The sequence below is a fragment of the Deltaproteobacteria bacterium genome, assembly GCA_016874735.1.
Lineage (GTDB): Bacteria > Bdellovibrionota_B > Oligoflexia > Oligoflexales > CAIYRB01 > CAIYRB01.
In genome coordinates, this window is record VGTI01000060.1 from 1 (window position 1) to 18320 (window position 18320).

The following is an 18320-nucleotide window of genomic DNA, read 5'->3' on the forward strand; positions in this document are numbered from 1 at the left end:
GAAAGTTGCCGCGTAACTGATGAGCTATGTTGCGGGCGTCGATGAAATCATCTTTTGGACCTTTTCTTTTTTGTATTTGAGAAGCATCAAAGGCGACAAACTGATCGACTTCATTCTTGACCGTCCTAAAAACCCAGTTCGTGATGTGAGACACCTCCACTGCTAGACTCTTCCGGCCACTAAGGCTCCTGAGGAATGATAAGATCCCACTCTCACTGGTATTTGTTCTGATTGAGGCAAGCTCCTTGCCTCGACTGTTGACGGCGACAAAAACACTAGTCTTGCTGTGGGCATCCGTTCCGATATAAATGGACATTGGGTTGCGCTCCTTCCGTTTATAGCTGTCATTGGCCTTCGAGGCCCTGGTTTCAACGCTGACACTATAATGCTACTTAGAGAGCCTAGTGGCCATTAGGTCACGCCGGTTGAAGCGCAACCCTCCTGCACACTTTGGCCAGATTCAAAGCAATCCGTGATTATTTTTCCAAAGCATCAAACGCGGCACTCTGCAGAGTGAGACCAGCACTCGCTCCGCGAGTTGGCTGGCGATGCTTTCCTTACATTGCCGACGTTGCCACTAGTCATTAAATTTCCGGTAGTCAAAATGGCAGTCGATCCCCCAACGGTGCCGGACGTTATCGCATTACCCGAAACTTTGCCGGCTGAGATTATGGTTTCAATATTTTTTTTTAGGTACCGTTGAGTTCTGGGTGGTGCCGGGATCGGTGCTGCGTATTGCCGTCAATTCTTTCTTATTAGTTTTTGACACCTTCGGCGGAGTCGGGGCGCTGGTGTCCGCACAACTAGCGGTAACAGTCATTTGGGCGACCAAGAATGCTCTAATCACATGCCTTTTAGTTGATTTACCTAGCATGATGCCTCCCGAAGGCTCTGTATCAGAAACAATGCAAATCCTTTCGGCTCATTTGCGTTGTTTCTTGAGGATGGCTACTAAAGTTAGTTCTTTCAGCAGTCTAAGAGTCACTATTTTTTGTATTTTCAAATTCGCTATGCCACTTAAACGACTGCAATCCGAATCCATCGAGCCAAATGCCGCGAAACTACCCATGAAATCCGATCCTAGGTTTTTTGGCCGGCGCTAAAATACCGTAAATATTGATATTTGAGATCCCGCTAAAGTTTTTACGTAGCAGGGCCGATAAGAAAAATAACAATCCTGAATCAGCAAATACGGAGGCCAAATTGGCAAGCAAAACCACACACCGGCAAATGGTCTATTTCTGGGTACTACCAGTGGCTATGAACCTTAGTGGCTGTGGCGGGCAACCTGCAGATTATGTTTCTGCGGGGTCTAAGGCTCCGGGTCTTCGCGCAGTCGACGCTGTGGCAACAGAAGACAATGTCGCAAAACAAAAAAATAATAGCGAATCAAAGCCCACCCCACCTGACCTTGGGTTACCGGACACCTTGTCGTTGATCGACGCAAAATTTAAGGTCGAGGCCAGCACTGCCGGGCAGCCATCCTGTAAAGGCACCATGAATGTTCAGGTCAATGCCGCACTCAACTCAAAAAGCACAGCTCAGCTCCTACAGGTGCCAGCGGGCGGACTCGATTGTAGTTGGCTAGGGAAAATTGATCTCAAGCAGATGTTTGGAGCCTTTTCCCAGCCTCCAAGCGCGGGTGAAGACCCCATGGTCATCGCAAATAATGTACTGGCCCTGAAAACTCTTGGTGCCGGAACCTACAGTCCACCAAGGCCGCTCCTCCCCTCTTTTCTAGCTGCGACTCGCGAGCAGCTCAGTCAGCTTAACTATACCGAGCGGAACATCACCGTTCAGGTTGGTAACAAAACGGCAAAAGGCAACGTCAATATAAAGATGAACTACTACGATCGTCCCCTCACAGCTCCAGGTACAACATATCAATTTAAGCACGTCATGGACTTCACGATTACCAGCACGGGCTTCGATAGCATCGATAAGAACTCCAATTTTATATACGACTCAATTCAGTTCACCATGAGCACAAGTCCGGTTTCTATCATCGGTATTAAATTAAAAGGGAATGCAAAAAGCCAATTCATCGCACAGAAATCAAATCTTAAAGCTGTCAGTGGTCTCCTCAAAATCATCACAATCATTGCTAATTTAGATCCCACCGGGCTTATATTGGCAATCACCGGACTGATACCCATGGAGCTGAATCTGAGCTTAGAGAAGCAAGATGATCTCGAAAATCAACTCGCACAAGTTGACCAAACCTCTCCAGAAAATATTGGTGAAACCATAGGCGGCCAACCAACTAAGTAAGGGGGTTAACGTGAGAACCGCGCTAAGCTATATTTCATCACTATCCTTACTATTAGTAGCCTGCGGTGCCCCGACTAAATCGGCATCGAGCGTTAGCTCTATCTTCACGGAATCAAGGACTCTGCAAGGTGTCGCTTCAGAAATATGCTCTGACCTAGAGTCAAGAACCGAGGCTCCCACACTGCAGAATTTTAAAATGAAGGTTCTCGGTTGTCAGCGCGTTGGTGAGGGTGCCTTAGACTACACGGGCATCAAATCGTTTGGATTCGTAAATCTTGACGGTACTGTAAGCGAAGTTGCCGCGAGCTCCGCGAGTGCTCCTAGCGTTAAGCCCAAGAGCAGTGAAAATCCACCAACCATCACGCGGCAAAACCGAGCGCAGATCTGGCTGAATAAATCCATTCTGGACATGGCCAAGACGCTGACAGCCTATATGAAGCAAAATGCAAGCGTAGGGGCCGGTGAGATTAAATTGCCCAATAGTGGACTTTCGGATCTTGCCAACCTAGCGAATCTTTCAATAAATATGATCGAAAAGCCAACTCTTGATATTCAAAATTTATCTTTCTCGATGAAGCTTAAAATCGCGATAACCGGCATCATCAAGGTTACACAGACGATCAACGTCGATGGTAAGCTCATCAATAACGCATTCGCATTGACCATCAAATCAGGCGAAGAGATGCCCTATGCGAAGTCTTTGATTAAAAACCTCGAAGTGATGGTACTAGTGATTCCCTTTGCCGACGATATCTACTTAGATATGTTCTCGAACGTCGAAGCCTACGACATGGGCGTAAAGGCGGTACTAACCAGCCAGCTTGATTCATTCTGGAGCACTGGTCTTAAAGGGATTATTGATAGTGTTCTCCTAGTGAAAGGGGATGTTAAATGATCTCTCTATCAAAAAAGAACGTACTGTTATCTTTCATGACATCGATGCTTTGGGCCTGTAGTGCCGCCGAAGATTCTTTTGTGTTTTCGGCGCCAGGTGCAAGTGAGTCTAAGCCTATTGCAGCACATGCGCCTCTGCTGGCAAGAAATAGCCTCAACGCCGCCAGTCAACCGGCGTCTAAGGTAGCCTCAGCCAAGTATCTTATCAATGTGATCTCAAACTCCGGCAATGAAGTGTGCAACGGCAAGGCCTCGATAGAGGTTATGAGTGACTTCACGATGACATTCCCTGAGGCTAAAATTAAGTGCCTTAGTCTTACTGTCAACCTTGCGGGAATACTTGCCGCTGGAGCAGGAAGCACACCGACAGGGCTTTCAAACCTCCAGAGCGACGGCTCGATACTGTCTATTGGTGAAGTCGCAAACGCGACCTTTGCCCCAGCTCGTCCCATGTTGCTCGGCCCGGTTGTTCAGGATCCCAGTATCTATAAAGACTTCCGTAAGTCGGTTAATACGACCGTTACGGTCAAGGAGCCGGGTAGCAAATTAGACAAAAAGTCGGCCCCAGGCCAATTTGACATCGAGGTTGTCCCCGGTCCAAGCGACGTCCTCACGACGTATGCTAATAAACTCTCGCCCGAGAATAATTTCGACAAGGTACTACACTGGACTATCGCAGCTAAGGGTTTTGACGGGATCCCAGCGAAAAACGGACTACTTCTGAAAAAGATGGAGTGGTTCTGGAACATCGAACCTATCATGATCCCAAAGGTAGTCATCACAGGAGAACTCGCTGGATTCATCGACACAAACGGCACTCCATCGAGTGTTAATCAACTCATTGGAGATATCAAAATTACGGTGACCCTCCAAAGCTGGTCTACTTAATTGTTGGTCGATGGTGTACATGTCGCTGTTAACTGAGGTCATGTCACTTCTTTAATGGGTGGCTTTCATGGATATTCTCCTCACGATTACGAGAGGAGCTTGAAATGAAAACTCGACTAAAGGTGAAACCACCATGCCCTGTGTGCCCCGACTTTTGTCGTGATGTTATTAAATACGGGTTTTTTTCGCGGCGAACCGGGCGAAAGCCGCGTATCCAGCGTTATCTTTGCAAACGCTGCAGATTGGCGTTTTCTTCCCAAACTGGATCGCTCACATATCGTGAGCGTAAGCCGCATCTCACTCAAGCTCTGATGCGGCAGCTAATGGAGGCTACCTCCCAGCGTGGCTGCATGCGGTTATTAGGATGTAGTCCAATCACAGTGGCTCGGAAGCTTGTCCGTCTAGGGGGACGAGCTGCTTTACACCTGAACACGCGCACCTATCGCAGTGTTGCTAAAGGTGCTGAAAGCACGGTGATCTTCGATGAAATGGAGACGTTTGAGCATACTAAGTGTAAGCCCATTTCGATAGCTTTGGCTGTAGCCGGCTCAACTCGGGAGGTTATTTCGGTTGCGGTAGCAAAAATGCCTGCGTCTGGAAACCTCAGCACCAAAGCCCGTAATCGATACGGGCGTCGCAGAGACGGCCGCATCAAGGCGATGCGTCAGGTCATTACGGAGGTTGCCAGACTCTGTCCTAATGTTGCCATAGTCAAGTCTGACAAATGCTCGCGATATCCCAAGATCGTCTCAGATTTGCTGCCCAAGTCAGTCGTGCACGAGGTATACAAGGGCAGGCGGGGGTGCGTCACGGGACAGGGAGAGTTGAAACGTGGGGGATGGGATCCTCTTTTTACGCTGAATCATACCTGCGCTATGTTTCGAGATCGCGTCAAGAGGCTCGCGCGCAAAACTTGGTGCACAACCAAGCGTCTTGATCGATTGAGTCACTTAATCAATCTGTACGCTTGGTGGCACAATAAGCTGGTAACGGGGAAAAGGCTTCCATTCCACATGCCGTAGTGTTCCCGAAAAGTATACAAGACCATGCCTCTGGTTCACCAACAATTAAGTAGACCAGCTCTTTTTTGACGACAAATCGCCTGCTCGATACTAATCCTCGCATGACCTCGGATTTGATCAAGGCGCACGATGCTGTGTAGTACCCCGTAGAGATTAGTGATGATAAAGAATAGCGACATGGCTGTGATTTCGTCGTAACCAGCAATTTTCCAGGATGCGATAGCAATGATGGTGTGTATCACGCCGCCGCCAATCGCCAATGATGGCGTCGACCGGACTGCGTCACAAATCTGGAACCCCATGAGCAGATAAATTGTCCAGGCTGCGAGCTGCTGGGTCGTGTTTAACTCAGCGTCGTTGACGGCAAGAGTGACCATAAGCGTTGCTCCGGCAACCAATAGGACCTGATCGCTAATCACTGTGATGCGGAACAACGATTTCGTGTGGTGATTGTCGTAAAACATACGCCAAATCAGCCAAGTGAAATTTATCAAGGCCAGAAAGGTGAATACGCTCACGGTGATATCTGTCAGGGATGCGGACGCAAAGACGCCGTACAGTATCGCGGCACCGAGGTACATGGGCACGCTAACTCTAGCGGTGGCATCTCTTTGCTCGTATTCGTAGGTCATCATCCAAGATTCAGTTTCATTTCGAACAAGGTGGATAGAGTCATAAGCGATTTGGTTGCTATGCATTTAGTCTCCTTACCTTGTGGTCACTTGCGTTGGAACATGCCGCGGTTGTTGCTGGCACCCTCGAATTCACCAGCCTGCACCCTTTTGTCGACGTCTTTAGTCCTATTTTTGAAGGCGGTGATTGTTTCGAGGATAGGCTCCGCGCCCTGATAGTTGGTGTAGCCCATTTCTTTGAGAGCCGAGGCAAAACGTTCCCGGTCCTGTGTTATCAGATCCTGTGCTGCTTTTTCGTTGGCAATGCCCTTTAGCCCCATAAATTTGATTGGTTGGTTAACGCCACTGGCATGGCATGTCATACATGATTCACCGTTGAGCACGTATCCGCAGTTCTTTGCGCCACCGGCACATGTGGTCAGACCATCCTGAGGGCGACGTGGATCGGTTGCTGCAAATAGCTGCGCATCGAGACGTGTCTGGAACACGAATCCTGACAGCGAGTATCCTTGTAGGCCGTTGGGGAGACTGAAGAAGTATTCCCCTGCATAAAGAGTCGGTAGGGTAGCAAAGCGCATCGCTTCGGGGTTTGAGAACGCGAGGTTTTCTAGGGGCCGACCGACTGGGTCATAGGTACGCCAGTAGTAGCCACCTGGTTTGCCACCGACATCGATAGGAATCCGCTGCATGACGCGGCCGTTAAAAGTAACGGTCGATTCGGGGGCATTGATGTAGACAGCTTTATTGTAGTCTGCGCCAAACTCTGCCTCTAGTCCATTGACGTTGCCAGGAATACGCATGACTGAGTTATAGATCTCTGGGCGGGTTGCAGCAAAAACAAGCCAGTCGCCTTTTACGATCGTTGAGCCGCCGTTTTGGCTGACATTAGCTTTGGCTCTTTTGTCCCTAAGTATGATGGGCCAGCTGCTAGCCAGTGTGTAATCGGATAATTTAACTCTAAAGATTGTTTCAGCCGAGTCTAATGGTGCCAATTTGACCACGCTCGGCGCGACCGAGATGCTATTTAGGGTCTTAGCGATACCGTATCTATAGGCCTCGAGTTCGTTAGTACCGGTGTCCTTTTGCGATAGATGCCGGATATCCACATAGATGATATCAGCGGATTGATTATTGGCATTGAAGTCAGATCTTATAATATCAGCAGCTTCAGAATCAGTGGGCAACTTTGCGAGAGACAAGTCGCGTGTCGGTGCGGGGGCAGGTGCGAGTGCGCTATCATTTGGGACTTGGATTTTGTTTAATACTTCAGAGGGCTCTCCGGCTCCGTCTTGTGACCGATTAGGCTTAGTTCCACTCGCGCTGTATCCGACATTTCCGGTCTGGGCACTTGAGCAGGCATACGTTCCCGCCATCAAAAAAGGGAGAATCCAGTGAGCCGCATTGGGGAACCTTACTTTTCCTGTAAATGGGTGCATAAAACTTACCTCTATTTGTGTTTTTAGAACGTGATGAGATGGGTAATATTCCGTACGAGACTCTCGCCAGCACCGACCGCCAAACTCGGATCTAGTGCAACGAAAGACGCATAAAACTGGGCGAAGACGTCGACGATACCGTTACCGAAGTTAAGGATGCGGCCGGAGAAGGTGGAGTTGTCGTAAAGGAACAGTCTTACATTGTTTTGAGCGGCTTTGATGCGGGCAACTTCTCGCCCGATATTCTGATAAATTAAAAAGGCACCGATAACATCGCGTCGCTTTGCGGCTTCAGCATAATTAGTGACGAGGCCTGCCAGTCGTTGGGCATCATCGATACTAAACTTTCCTGGATTTGCAGCCTGTGCCTCGAGGAATCGTAGTTTTATCACCTCTGCTACCGAAACATGCGCTGCACCTGCCTGCTGCACATGAGCCGATGACGGTGTGATCTGGTGATCGTTACGCTGAGCAATTTTGTCCTCAAAGGTTTTACTGTCGACAGTCTCTAGTGTGGCCTCTCCTTTAACCCACATTGGTCGATCGATTGGGTCATCTTCAGATTTATCGGGCTTTGGACTGTCGCCGGTGACGTACACCTTTTCGGAGCCGCATGCCCACAGCGTGGCTGCTAGTAATCCTGCGGCGTAAAATCTGATCGTTCTCCGGTTATTCATAGCTTTGACGCCTTTCTCTAGGGTGCGCTGATTGCGGCCTCTAGGCCAATTAAGAGCTTCACGCTTATTGAAGTTCTTATCGGATGATTGTGGTCAAAACTTTAGAAAAAAATTCATTTAAAAATAGAAAATGAATTTCTATGATATAGAAATGGCCGGAACCTTCGAGGGCGGCTTGATCCCGAAGGGCCGGCGGCTGGCGCTAAGGCGCTGAACTAACTGATTGTAAACACAAAGAACTTTAGATCTGGAGTGACTTAACGACCTCGGACAACCAATTGAGATTGCCGTCGCCACGGAGAGCGTGGTCCGCATCACGGTCTGGAAGTTTAATCCTAAACGAGTCTTCGACCTCAAGCAGCATGGCGCCAATTTGTGGTTTAGAGAGTTTTAGCTGGGTGAACGTGGTGTCACCGCTGATCTTTTGATCGCCGAGTTTAGCAATGCGGCGCACCAGAGTGACAATTTCTTTGAGAACTTCACCATGGCCGTCGCTGCCGCCACCAGCAGCTGCTGCGGCCACCAGTTTCAGGCGCTCTGTGCCCATTAGCCCTGCGGCAGTGCGTAGCTCATTGAGCACGGTTTCATCGCTAAACTTGTTGCCACAGATAAACGTACGGTAGCTGGAGAAGCGTCCACGGAGGAATCTGCTGACCTGTTCCTGATCTTCGGGAGTGAATAGGTCGAGTTTGCTAAATACGAGATTCACTTTGATTGGTAGATGCGTGATCTGCTCGACAAATTTTAGTCTGGCTACTAATGGAAACGCGGCATTGGACAACACGATAAAGAGCGAACAGTCCTCACTATTAAGCAAGTAGCGTAGGATCTGCAACGTTTCTTCTGGGGTGGGCGGAAGTCCGTCGGTTCCCGGTGCCTCCACCAGGACTTTATCGTCGGACGTCAAAACGTGGATGCGGTGAGCATCAGGGATGGGTGATTCCTCAAAAAGAGGAGCACCGAGCATGGCATTAGCCAAGGTGCTCTTACCGGCGCAGGTTTCGCCCCAAATCATAACTGTTGGAGGGTGTACCACTCGTTTGCCATTCTTAGATCTCTTAGGCTTATCCTCATCGATCAACTTTCGCAGCATCGCTAACTTAGCCCAAGACAAGTAAGGATAGCGTGTTTGCACTTGAGCCTGAGCCGACGGCGTCAAGAATTCAAAGAGGTTGCTCATCAGCCTTTGGGTTAGGCTATCTGAGGATGACGAGTTGTCTGTTGAGGCACTCTTTTTGTCGCTGTCTGCAGGTTTCTTGCTAACGGTCGTGAGACCCCAAGGAGGTAATTCGGGGGCATTCTCGTCCAGAATTCTCTTAGCGTCGGGCCCTAGATCGAGTGGGCGTTGCTGGATGTCGCGGATAAAGTAGGCGGCCTCCACCAGTCGGGCGCGGAAGTCTTTGAGTGTAGGTACTGACTGAGTAGTAACCCAACCAGCAACGTTTTGTGGTTTAGATCCAAGGTAGGTCGCGGTGTGGGCGAGACTCATATGCTCGCGCACGGCGTGCAGGATCTCTAGGTAAGCTAAATGGTCGGTAGTTTGTTCTGCCATAGTTAGTGTCCTCCATGCCTCCTTTCCATTTTACGGTAGGTGTCATTCGGATATCAAAAAAAGGCGAAGACTACTTTTCATCGATCAGTAGGCGATCTAGCTGGCCTCACGCAACAGGCAGAAGTCACGCATGATTTCGCATCTATTAAAGATTTTCTAAAAATATGCCGATAAATGATTCAGAAATCGAATTTTTCTCCACCCTGGAGGTACCGATGAAGTCACGTCAAACTACTTCTTTCCTGCCGCAAATGATCCTTATTTTCGGAAGTTTAGCCTTAGCTGGCTGCGGTGACACCAGTATGCCGCCGAAGCCGACGTTGGGCGGCAAAAATGCGGCGGATGCCGCCGATGTGGAGAAAGCGGTTGCTACGGAGACCTCGCCAAAATTGGCAGGTTCGCCCGGATCCAGTGTGACCTCTCCAATCGTCGGTCAGCCCGCAGTTACAGCTCCTGCGGCTCCGGTGGCCACAGCGCCTTGGACGCCCAGCCCCGCAGTTGCTTCGGGTACAGCGGCTGGCTCCACCTCCCTGCTCAACTCAGGAGGCCCTTTGGGTAGCCTATCCGGGCTCTTAGGTTCGGTGTTTAGCACCGCAACTGGCCTGCTTGGGGGGATCTTAACGGTGCCACAGAATCTACTGGGATTCGTGACCGGTGGAAACGGACCCTAGCTAAACCACTCATATTATTGGTTGCACATCAAGAAACTAAAGTTTTTCTGAATTGCCGCCGATAAGAAAAATGCAGGTTACGAGCTTGACGCATCAGAGTGCTCCCGACGTTCCTAGAGGAAGTACCCACTAGAGGAAGAACCCAGAGGAACCACCCCGAACCCAGGATCGCGTCGATGAAGCGTTTACATCAAATTCGCTCTCTAGCCTTACTCACAACTGCCTCGCTGGCTTGCTCTAATGGCAGCTTTTCTGGATCGGGTAAATCCCGGCACAGCGTCGGTGGGCAGCAGACGCAGGTGGTTCAAGCTGCTACGACGGACACATCAAGCAGCAACGCCGAGAAGCAAGCGAGAGCCCAGGCTCAACTTGTGGATTACGGCCAGTTTCTTCTCTCAGATTTGCAGACGAAACAGGAAGAACTTGAAGAGATCAAAAAGCGCATCCCTGCGACTGAAGAAGAGCTGATGAAATCTCCCGATCTCATCGACGATCTCAATCGCATCGAGTCCGAGATCTCACGCAGCATCGCCTATTTCGAGGCTCTAGGCGTCGAGGCTGGCCAGGGCGCCAGCCCAGCAGGTAAGACGGCAGCTGCAGCAGCGCTCGCTCTAGCAGACGGGGCTCCTGCGGCCGGTTCAGCGCTTGATAACCCCATCATGAAGTTCATCTATCAGGCGGGTCGACTCCTCAGCGGCATCCAAGCTTGGCTCCACAAATGCATGGGCCCCAGTGATGGCGAGACGGTAGAGACTAAGCCCAGTGGCGGCGGGATCATCGGGCAATTGCTGTCGATGATCACCAATCTGATTAAGGCTATCGTTAAGTTTATCACCTCTTGCCTCTTCGGCATCAGTAAGGGTGCAGATGCCAGACTTGTCCTCTTTGACAACGTCACGTTTTACGACGAGAAAGCTAAGGATCTCGCACCGACTCCTGATGGTGTGGTTAGGCTAAGCAACTTTGTTGTTGCACGTCGTGTGACGCCAGAAGAGTTGGAAAACTTTGGTAGCGATATGCAACTGAAATTCATCGAGAATGCTGGTTGCGCCACCTACGACGGCGGTAACGATATCAAGCTTGCCATCGTGCCAAAGACTAAGCCCGATTCGCTGGAAAATAAAGACATCAAGCGGATTGAAATTGGGCGTTTCTTCAACCCTTTCACCGATAAGAATGTCCAGCCCACGCAAATCAGCTACAAATTCAAAATCGGGCATTTGGCTCGCGTGTTACGGAATCCCGAACTCAACAAAAATGTCGATTTTTGGATAGAAGCTGGGATGTACAACGGCACCAGTGACGCCGTTGGTAAGGTAGCTGGCTGTACTGAAACCACCTACGAAACTTTTACTGCAAGTGTTGAGCTTATATCTAACTCTCGCTATATCGAAGAGGCTAAACCTTTTCTATTACCACTGGTTCCAGAAGCTGGAGTCCATAAAATCAGATCACTCACACCAGGCGCTACGGATGAGCCGGGCAAAGCCAAAAAGACTTTTTCCTTCGATCTGGCACAACCGATAAAGAATGCATCGATTTTTCTCACCGTATCTTCGCACGGTGCGCATGCGGGTGGTGAGGAGTACAATCGGCGGTGGCATTATCTATACTTTGATGGTCAGGAGATCAAACGCATCTTGCCGGGTGAACCATCCTGTGAGCCATACCGCCACTACAACACACTTGTTAACGGGATCTACGCATTACCCACATTTCTGACTCCAAGAACCTGGTGTCCTGGTGCAGCTACGCCAGCGCGCCGTCTTGGCCTCGGTGATCTTGCTGCCGGTAAACATAGCTTTACCGTAGATGTGCCAGATTTCACTCCGGGTACACCAGAGGCTCAGAACGATATACCGACATCGGTTTACCTGCAGGGTGACGTGGTAGAATGAAGATCAAAATCGGTCGAATGGACTTCTTGTGCAATCGAAGACCTTGATCTCATAACTTTGGGGTTAATACCATGGAGCTTCCCGACGGGATAAGATACGGCCGCTGGTTGGCTACGCTTTTGCTTGCAATCGGCTTGGTCTTGATCATTACATCAAGCAAGTATCATTTTACAACGTTCCTCGCAGCGCTGATTGTTCATGTAGTTTTAATTGTATTTGTTGCGACTGTTCTGATGACAAAGATGCAGTCTGGTATCAGGGATGATCAAGCACAGCAACCGACGATATTCAGATCTTGTGGGAGAAATCTCATCTTAATGATGAGATCATTTCCTTTTTTTTGGCGTGGTAATGAATTTTGGCATTCAATCATTGTTGTCTCGCTCTATTCTCCGAGGGTTGGTTTTTTGTATTTTTTTGTCGCATGGAGTTCTGAGACGTTATTTTTACTGCCTTTAATGAATTACCTACATCTTAGTCCTTCCGAAGCTGCGCATTTGAAAATGAAGCACAGGGTTGAATTTGACCTCTGTCGCGGAAAATACTTTCGATTAAAGCAAATAGAAAAATTTTTACTCGTGAGCGTACTTCTGGTCCTCTCAATCGTGCCTATTTACCTCGTCATAGAGGTTGATCGAGAAGATAGGATACTCATCCTTTTCGTTTTTATGCTAGCAGTCCATTGGTTGTGTATGTACCGATTTCTCTGCATCGGCCGTGATTTTGCACTTTACGCGCAAACACTCAGGCATCAAGAGCTGCAACACACCTAATAACCACATGTGCAATCGCACGCCGATTTATCCGCCGATTGATCCTCCCATCAACATGAGAAAGCATCCCAAAACGAATCGGGGTGCTGGCCACTTAAGGCCAGCACCCTTCAAGTCGGAGGAGGGGAGTCAGTCGGTTTCCCTATTCCTATATCGATCTAGTCCCTCGGGGAGTCGGGGTCTGAGGGACTGAATCGCACTACTAAACGCATTTGCGGCTGATTACGCCTTTTTGTCACTGGCGCGGCGGACTGCATTTGCGACTTCTTGGCCGATGGGGCGGAGCACCATGTAGGCTGCGAGCACTGCTGCTTCGTAAACAAAAAGACCAGTTTTGAGTTTGTTTTTCATGTTATCTCCAGGGTGTTTGAGTGTTTCATTTTGTTGTCTGCTGCGCAGCTTACAAAACTCTTATCGGCATTTTTTTCCGCAACTTTAGCAAAATATGTAACAAACAGAAATTATTGAATTAAGTACCACTGAATTTTTTTGATTCAGATAAATTTCCGCAAATCCTAGATGCTGATTTGCGGTTTGGAGGGGTCTACTGAAGGGGGTGTGTTAATTGGCAGGGTGTCGCAGGGCCCTTTCCGCAATTTTCCCTCAACTTCAAATGCCTGAAACTACACCAATTTCGGCGTCTTTCTCATTGGTCGGTACACTGAAGCGCAAATCTTATTAAAGATTTTGTTGTTTGTTTCCGAAAACTCCTAAAGGAGGTCGGAAGAGCAGTGACTAAACCACTCTTTAAGACATCAATTAAACCATCTGGCTTTGTCGACTATAAGCCTTATCTCGAGGCTATATACCAAAGCGAGAAGGCTGCTCGTCCCAACTACTCCTACGTCATCTTCTCGCACGAGCTAGGGCTAGGTACGGGCAATGTCTCGTGGCTGATCATCAAAGGCCAACGCAAGCTGACTCGTAATACGATTCAAAAGGTAACCCAGGCCTTAGGACTCCGCGGTTACGAGAAGCAGTACTTCGACACTATGGTGCTCTACACTCATGCCTCGAAGCCTGAGGATCTCGACAAGCATCTGCAGAAGTTGGTGAGTCTCAAGAGCCGGTGTGTAGGCAATACTTCAGATGAGCAAGTATTGCGCTTTTATAGCCAGTGGCATCACGCCGTGATCTTTGAGCTGGTGGGAGTGACACCATTTAACTCTGATCCTCAGTGGATACAGGGCAAACTTAACTTCCACCTGTCTGAGCGTGAGATTCAGGAGAGTCTAACGATGCTCGAGACGATGGGGCTTATTCGCTTCGATACGGAACTCCAGCGGCACGTCAAAACGGTCAACGATTTCGAGACGCAATCTGAGGTCGTCGATATCGGGGCTACTCAGTTCCATAAGAGAATGATCGACCTCGGTAAGTCGTCGATCGAAAACCTACCACCCGACGAGCGTGACATTGGCGCTGTGACTATTGCGGTGTCGCCTAACGGACTGAAGCGTATCAAACAAGAAGTACAAGCATTCCGTAACTATCTCATGTTCATAGCATCGCAAGACCAAGGTGCTTCGGAAATGATGCAAGTAAATATCCAAGCGTTTGCCTTAACCAACCTGAAAGGCGATAGAGAAGGACAAGACTAAGATGATCACAGCCAAAACATACAAAGTGACACTAGCCGCAATCTTTATCGGCCTTGGATGTGGCGTCAACACAGGTAACCCGGGCGGCGGAGGCGGGAGTAAGGGGCCAGGTCAGGACCCAAAACCTACCATTTACCTCACGTCGATTAGTCTCGACATCAAACCAATAACTTTAGGTCAGCTCGACTTTGGCGTTAAATCTGCCGAGCTCATTCCTGTGGGAGAGGCCAATGGCAGCACCAAGACAGAGAAAATTATTTACGAGATCAAGGATAGGGTGGGAACCGGCGGCAAAGCCATGATCGCAGGCGAGATCAAAATACCGACGGGAAAATACGATCGCCTGAAGTTAGTGCTGAAAGACAACGAGCCACTTAAGTTTGTTGATACCACTGGCAAAGACTACCCGATTAAAATCGACTGGTCCTCCTTGTCCAGCCTAATTCCGGGCACTCAAAACGGATCGGGCAGCCCGGCATTCCAAATGCCTAGCAACACCGGCACCATTCCGGGCGGTTTTACATTGCCAAATGGCCTAGGTTTATCGCTGCTTGCCGATATCCTGAATGGTTCAGGGACGTCGCTACCATGGCCGCAAAATCCAGCTCCGCAAAATCCAGCTCCGCAGAATGCACGACTTGAGTCTTGTTCCAATCTGATTCAGCTACCTACTGGCACCGCTCCGAATATTCCGCTCGAATTGACGTTCCAATTGGGTGATAAAATTCTTGAAGTACTTGCTAATGAATCCAAGATATTTGAGCTGACGGCCGATCTATCAAATAATATTGAAAAACGGGTCTTAAATCAGGGGGCTCTTAATGAGGTCATTGAATACTGCCTGAACCTGAAGCCGCTCGTTACCTCGCTCGAGACCAAAATCAATGTAGAAAAAGCTGAGGCAGCGCCACCAAAGTAACCGGGTTTTTGTAACCCTTCGATTCTTATTGAAAAAGAAGAAATTTTGAAGATTTTCTGAAGTTTTTTAGGGGGTGTGCCGATACACCCCCCGAGTGTCTGGTACGGTTGTTAATTACCCCAGCTTGCAGGCTAGTGGTGCGACTTGTTGGGGGGATGGAAATGGCCTCGTTAAGTGCGAAGATCTCGACAAACCTGATGGTCACTATGCTGCTGGTGCAAGTAGTAGGTGGGTGCGTACAGGGCGGCGAAGGCAAGGAAAATTCTCGCAGCACCACGTCGAGTGGATCTTCACAGCCAGCGGTGACGCCTCTTCCAGTGGGTGGGTCACTGCTCGTTGAGGCTGATATTATACCCACACCGAATGCTCTCAGGGCTAAAAAAACCCAACCTGAGCTGGAAAAGTTCTTAAACATGGCGCGGGTGTTTTACGTCAACCAACCTGAGTCGCAGCTGAACGTCCCGCCAGGATTTGAAGAGTGCTATACGGAGCTCGACTCATTCACGATGGATGCCAATAAAGTGTCGGCGAAAATGCTGAAGACACTAGATATCTCCAAATGCGTCAAGATCGCAACCGACCAGAGTATAACCATTCAATCAATCACCGCTACCTTGGAAATATACTTCTACATGGCATGTACTGTTGGAGATATCTCGGCGCTACAAGGCAAGCCCTTCCGTGAAATGTCGACCAATCTCATTGCTAAGTCGGGATGCGAGGAGGGGTCGCTGCACCTTGAGTTTTTGTCCGTCACTAATGCGGAAGCAGTATATCCAGGTGGGATATCGACCAAGTTTAAGCGTCGCACTGCCAGCTTGGACGGTACTTCACAGCTCAAGGGCTGCAAATTCAAGGTCAAAGACAAGATCGAAACGCGGGACAATGAGTGCATGAATTTCGCCAAAGACGACTACTCGTTTGATTTAGGTGGCGGCCTTGGCGATACCTTCTCAGATATATATAAATTCGAGTTTAAAGATGTCACGGGCGACTACAATGCGCCGGATAATATTTGGCGTAGCAAGGGTAGCATCCAGCTATCCGTGAACAACTGGACGGGTACAGTTAAATTCAATGGCGCCACGGAAGCGCCTCAGTACGATGCTACCGAAGTCGATGACAACACCACTGCGACAGGCACTCTCACGGCCACGCCGCCCGGGTCTGATATGTTTATACCCGCCAGCCTGACGTCTGGGATCACTGATCAAATAGGCGCGCCAAAGATTTAGGGCCACGCAGGCAGCCCGTCTGCATACCTCTAGACTGTTCGCCGCCAACGCCCAGTGCATGGCGGCGAACTTCTGTATTCAGATATTCGCTAACTTGGCTATTCCGTTCGTTTTTTAAAAATAAACTAAAGTTTTATGAATTTATGCCGATAAGAATTGTGAAGTTTCTGAACTAAACAAAACTCAGCGCCTGAGGGATTCACTCTTGGGGCTGTACCTAGAGGAATGGTGACATTATGAGGAATCTTGGCATTTTAGTGTCTACACTACTGGGCGTAGCTGTGCTTCATGGTTGCGGTGTCAATACGGACGCACGGTCCGAATCGCGTCGCATAGCCGGTGCCGATCGCGGCAAGTCGACTGTTGCCGATTCTGCAGTGGCCAATGGCGCAGGGCCGCAGGCCGCTGGCGCCGGTGAAGAGGAGGTCGTTGCCGACTCTGAGTTGCAAATCTCGCAAGCTTACCTGACAGCACGCTTAGCTGAAGCTCAAGCTGCCCAGACTTCGAAACAAATAGCTACAACTTCGGAAACCCCAGTATCACCGGCTACCCCTGTGGCGGCACCGGTCAGCAAGGACGAAGCCTTGGCAACGGCGCATACGAAGATCGACGAGGCTTTCGCCGCAAAAATGAAGCAATACCCCGGTGTTTTTTCAGCAGTAGAGAGTGAGTTTTTCAGAACGCAGCTAAATCTGTTTGTCGAACAATCGGCAGCGAAGGATACGGCTGCGGCGACAGCAACTTGGAATGGCATTACCGCTCGCCTTAACAAAATTAAGGCTAGCAAACAGGCAAATGGTCTCGCATTGACGGGCCACATTTTTGGGTGTCGTAGCGAATGTGATGGATGTTACGGCGGCTGCCGTCGCGGTGGACTGCTGACGACGCTGGTGCGTACGGTAGGTCGCGTCCTGAATCTCGGTGTTCAGCTGGTCGCTGAGGTGGTGTCTGTTGCTGTGCCAACGATTATCGGAACTGCCGTCGAGCTCGTCGATTCTGTGTTTTGCGTACTTATTTAAGAAATAGTCATCCTCATGACTAGATAGGTCCTTGTCCCCCCCAGGGGTAGTCCTACCCCAGAGCTCCTACAATGTGGTGGCCCGTAGTTTCCCGCCCCCCTCTACACAATTAAAAACGGGCTGCCACGCTCCCTAACTAGTAAAAATCCAAAGTGACCCTCAGGTTTTGAGTGCGATCGCCGATAACCTGAGCATGACGACTTCCGAAAAAATCACCCAATGGTTCAAAAAGCTGAGCCCCACCACGGTCTTTATGGTGGTGATGTGGTTTTTTATAATCGTTGTTGGGGAAAGAGTAGGGCTAGGCGATTATCTAAACCACAACATTGGTAGTCCAGTTAACTTTTACGTGAGACGGGCCATCAAGGGCGATGTTCCGGTTCACTCACGTTTAAAGATCCTAGCCGTCGATGACACCACGGTAGCGTTGCGCGGTGAGTCACGGATTTCGCCGGCAGGTTTGACGCAGCTACTCAAGGCTCTCGACCAGCGCCGGCCGGCAAAGATCATCATCGATGCGATGTTTTCGCAGCGTCAAGAAGTTCTGAGCGGTGACGTATCTGAGGTCACGGACATCCAAAACCTGGCCACACCGGTCGTAGTTGGTGCGATGATATCTCAACAAGCGATTCCCTTTAGAACCGATATCAGTGAAAACAAATTCATCTCAGCTTGGTCACGCGTCGGGGCCCTGCCGACAAATCTAAAGCGTGTGGACAGTGCGAAAATCTATGGGCCCGAGGGTGCTTATCTGCAGGCTTTTAAGCGGCTGGGACACTTCCAGGATTTCTCTCCAAATTATTTTGCGCCTGCAATTGTCGTGAATAATTTT

The 18320-nt window shown here is 49.4% G+C and carries 17 protein-coding genes; 12 read left to right on the forward strand and 5 right to left on the reverse strand.

Annotated features, from left to right (window positions below):
* Positions 1 to 316 (reverse strand): IS110 family transposase (locus tag FJ146_16550; protein ID MBM4253579.1); only part of this gene is annotated, 316 nt, incomplete at its 3' end.
* A gap of 887 nt (positions 317 to 1203) precedes the next feature.
* Here FJ146_16550 and FJ146_16555 point away from each other — a divergent pair.
* From FJ146_16555 to FJ146_16570, 4 genes are all read left to right on the forward strand, one after another.
* Entirely contained in the window at positions 1204 to 2271 is a 1068-nt protein-coding gene (locus FJ146_16555) for a hypothetical protein (GenBank protein ID MBM4253580.1), read from the forward strand.
* A 10-nt stretch (positions 2272 to 2281) separates the two neighbouring features.
* A complete protein-coding gene (locus FJ146_16560) occupies positions 2282 to 3166 on the forward strand; it encodes a hypothetical protein (GenBank protein MBM4253581.1) in 885 nt (294 codons plus the stop codon).
* Positions 3163 to 4053 (forward strand): hypothetical protein, encoded by an 891-nt coding sequence (locus FJ146_16565; protein ID MBM4253582.1) that lies wholly within the window; start codon positions 3163 to 3165, stop codon positions 4051 to 4053. The genes FJ146_16560 and FJ146_16565 overlap by 4 nt, the downstream gene beginning before the upstream one ends.
* A gap of 380 nt (positions 4054 to 4433) precedes the next feature.
* Positions 4434 to 5075, forward strand: a complete 642-nt coding sequence (locus FJ146_16570; GenBank protein MBM4253583.1) for a hypothetical protein — start codon at positions 4434 to 4436, stop codon at positions 5073 to 5075.
* Positions 5076 to 5110: 35 nt separating this feature from the next.
* On the opposite strand, the gene FJ146_16575 is transcribed toward FJ146_16570, so the two are convergent.
* The 4 genes from FJ146_16575 to FJ146_16590 form a co-directional block, all read right to left on the reverse strand.
* Positions 5111 to 5773 carry a hypothetical protein gene (locus FJ146_16575; protein ID MBM4253584.1) on the reverse strand — a complete coding sequence of 221 codons (663 nt, stop codon included), beginning with the start codon at positions 5771 to 5773 and terminating at the stop codon, positions 5111 to 5113.
* Positions 5774 to 5793: 20 nt separating this feature from the next.
* Positions 5794 to 7143 carry a hypothetical protein gene (locus FJ146_16580; protein MBM4253585.1) on the reverse strand — a complete coding sequence of 450 codons (1350 nt, stop codon included), beginning with the start codon at positions 7141 to 7143 and terminating at the stop codon, positions 5794 to 5796.
* 23 nt (positions 7144 to 7166) lie between these two features.
* On the reverse strand, positions 7167 to 7820 hold the full coding sequence (locus FJ146_16585) for a hypothetical protein (GenBank protein MBM4253586.1): 654 nt from the start codon (positions 7818 to 7820) through the stop codon (positions 7167 to 7169).
* A 241-nt stretch (positions 7821 to 8061) separates the two neighbouring features.
* A complete protein-coding gene (locus FJ146_16590; GenBank protein MBM4253587.1) occupies positions 8062 to 9372 on the reverse strand; it encodes a hypothetical protein in 1311 nt (436 codons plus the stop codon).
* 215 nt (positions 9373 to 9587) lie between these two features.
* Between FJ146_16590 and FJ146_16595 the strand changes: the two genes are divergently transcribed.
* The 8 genes from FJ146_16595 to FJ146_16630 all read left to right on the forward strand — a co-directional run.
* Complete coding sequence (locus FJ146_16595; GenBank protein MBM4253588.1) at positions 9588 to 10043, forward strand: hypothetical protein; 456 nt, start codon at positions 9588 to 9590, stop codon at positions 10041 to 10043.
* A 176-nt stretch (positions 10044 to 10219) separates the two neighbouring features.
* Positions 10220 to 11941, forward strand: coding sequence for a hypothetical protein (locus FJ146_16600; protein ID MBM4253589.1), 1722 nt, complete (start codon positions 10220 to 10222; stop codon positions 11939 to 11941).
* A gap of 71 nt (positions 11942 to 12012) precedes the next feature.
* Positions 12013 to 12714 carry a hypothetical protein gene (locus tag FJ146_16605; protein MBM4253590.1) on the forward strand — a complete coding sequence of 234 codons (702 nt, stop codon included), beginning with the start codon at positions 12013 to 12015 and terminating at the stop codon, positions 12712 to 12714.
* Positions 12715 to 13391: 677 nt separating this feature from the next.
* Positions 13392 to 14315, forward strand: coding sequence for a TIGR02147 family protein (locus FJ146_16610; GenBank protein ID MBM4253591.1), 924 nt, complete (start codon positions 13392 to 13394; stop codon positions 14313 to 14315).
* A gap of 1 nt (position 14316) precedes the next feature.
* Positions 14317 to 15234: a DUF4382 domain-containing protein gene (locus FJ146_16615; GenBank protein MBM4253592.1), complete on the forward strand. Its 918-nt coding sequence runs from the start codon at positions 14317 to 14319 to the stop codon at positions 15232 to 15234.
* A 161-nt stretch (positions 15235 to 15395) separates the two neighbouring features.
* On the forward strand, positions 15396 to 16469 hold the full coding sequence (locus FJ146_16620) for a hypothetical protein (GenBank protein MBM4253593.1): 1074 nt from the start codon (positions 15396 to 15398) through the stop codon (positions 16467 to 16469).
* Positions 16470 to 16705: 236 nt separating this feature from the next.
* Entirely contained in the window at positions 16706 to 17488 is a 783-nt protein-coding gene (locus tag FJ146_16625) for a hypothetical protein (protein MBM4253594.1), read from the forward strand.
* A 193-nt stretch (positions 17489 to 17681) separates the two neighbouring features.
* The coding region (locus FJ146_16630; protein ID MBM4253595.1) for a hypothetical protein at positions 17682 to 18320 on the forward strand (639 nt) is incomplete at its 3' end.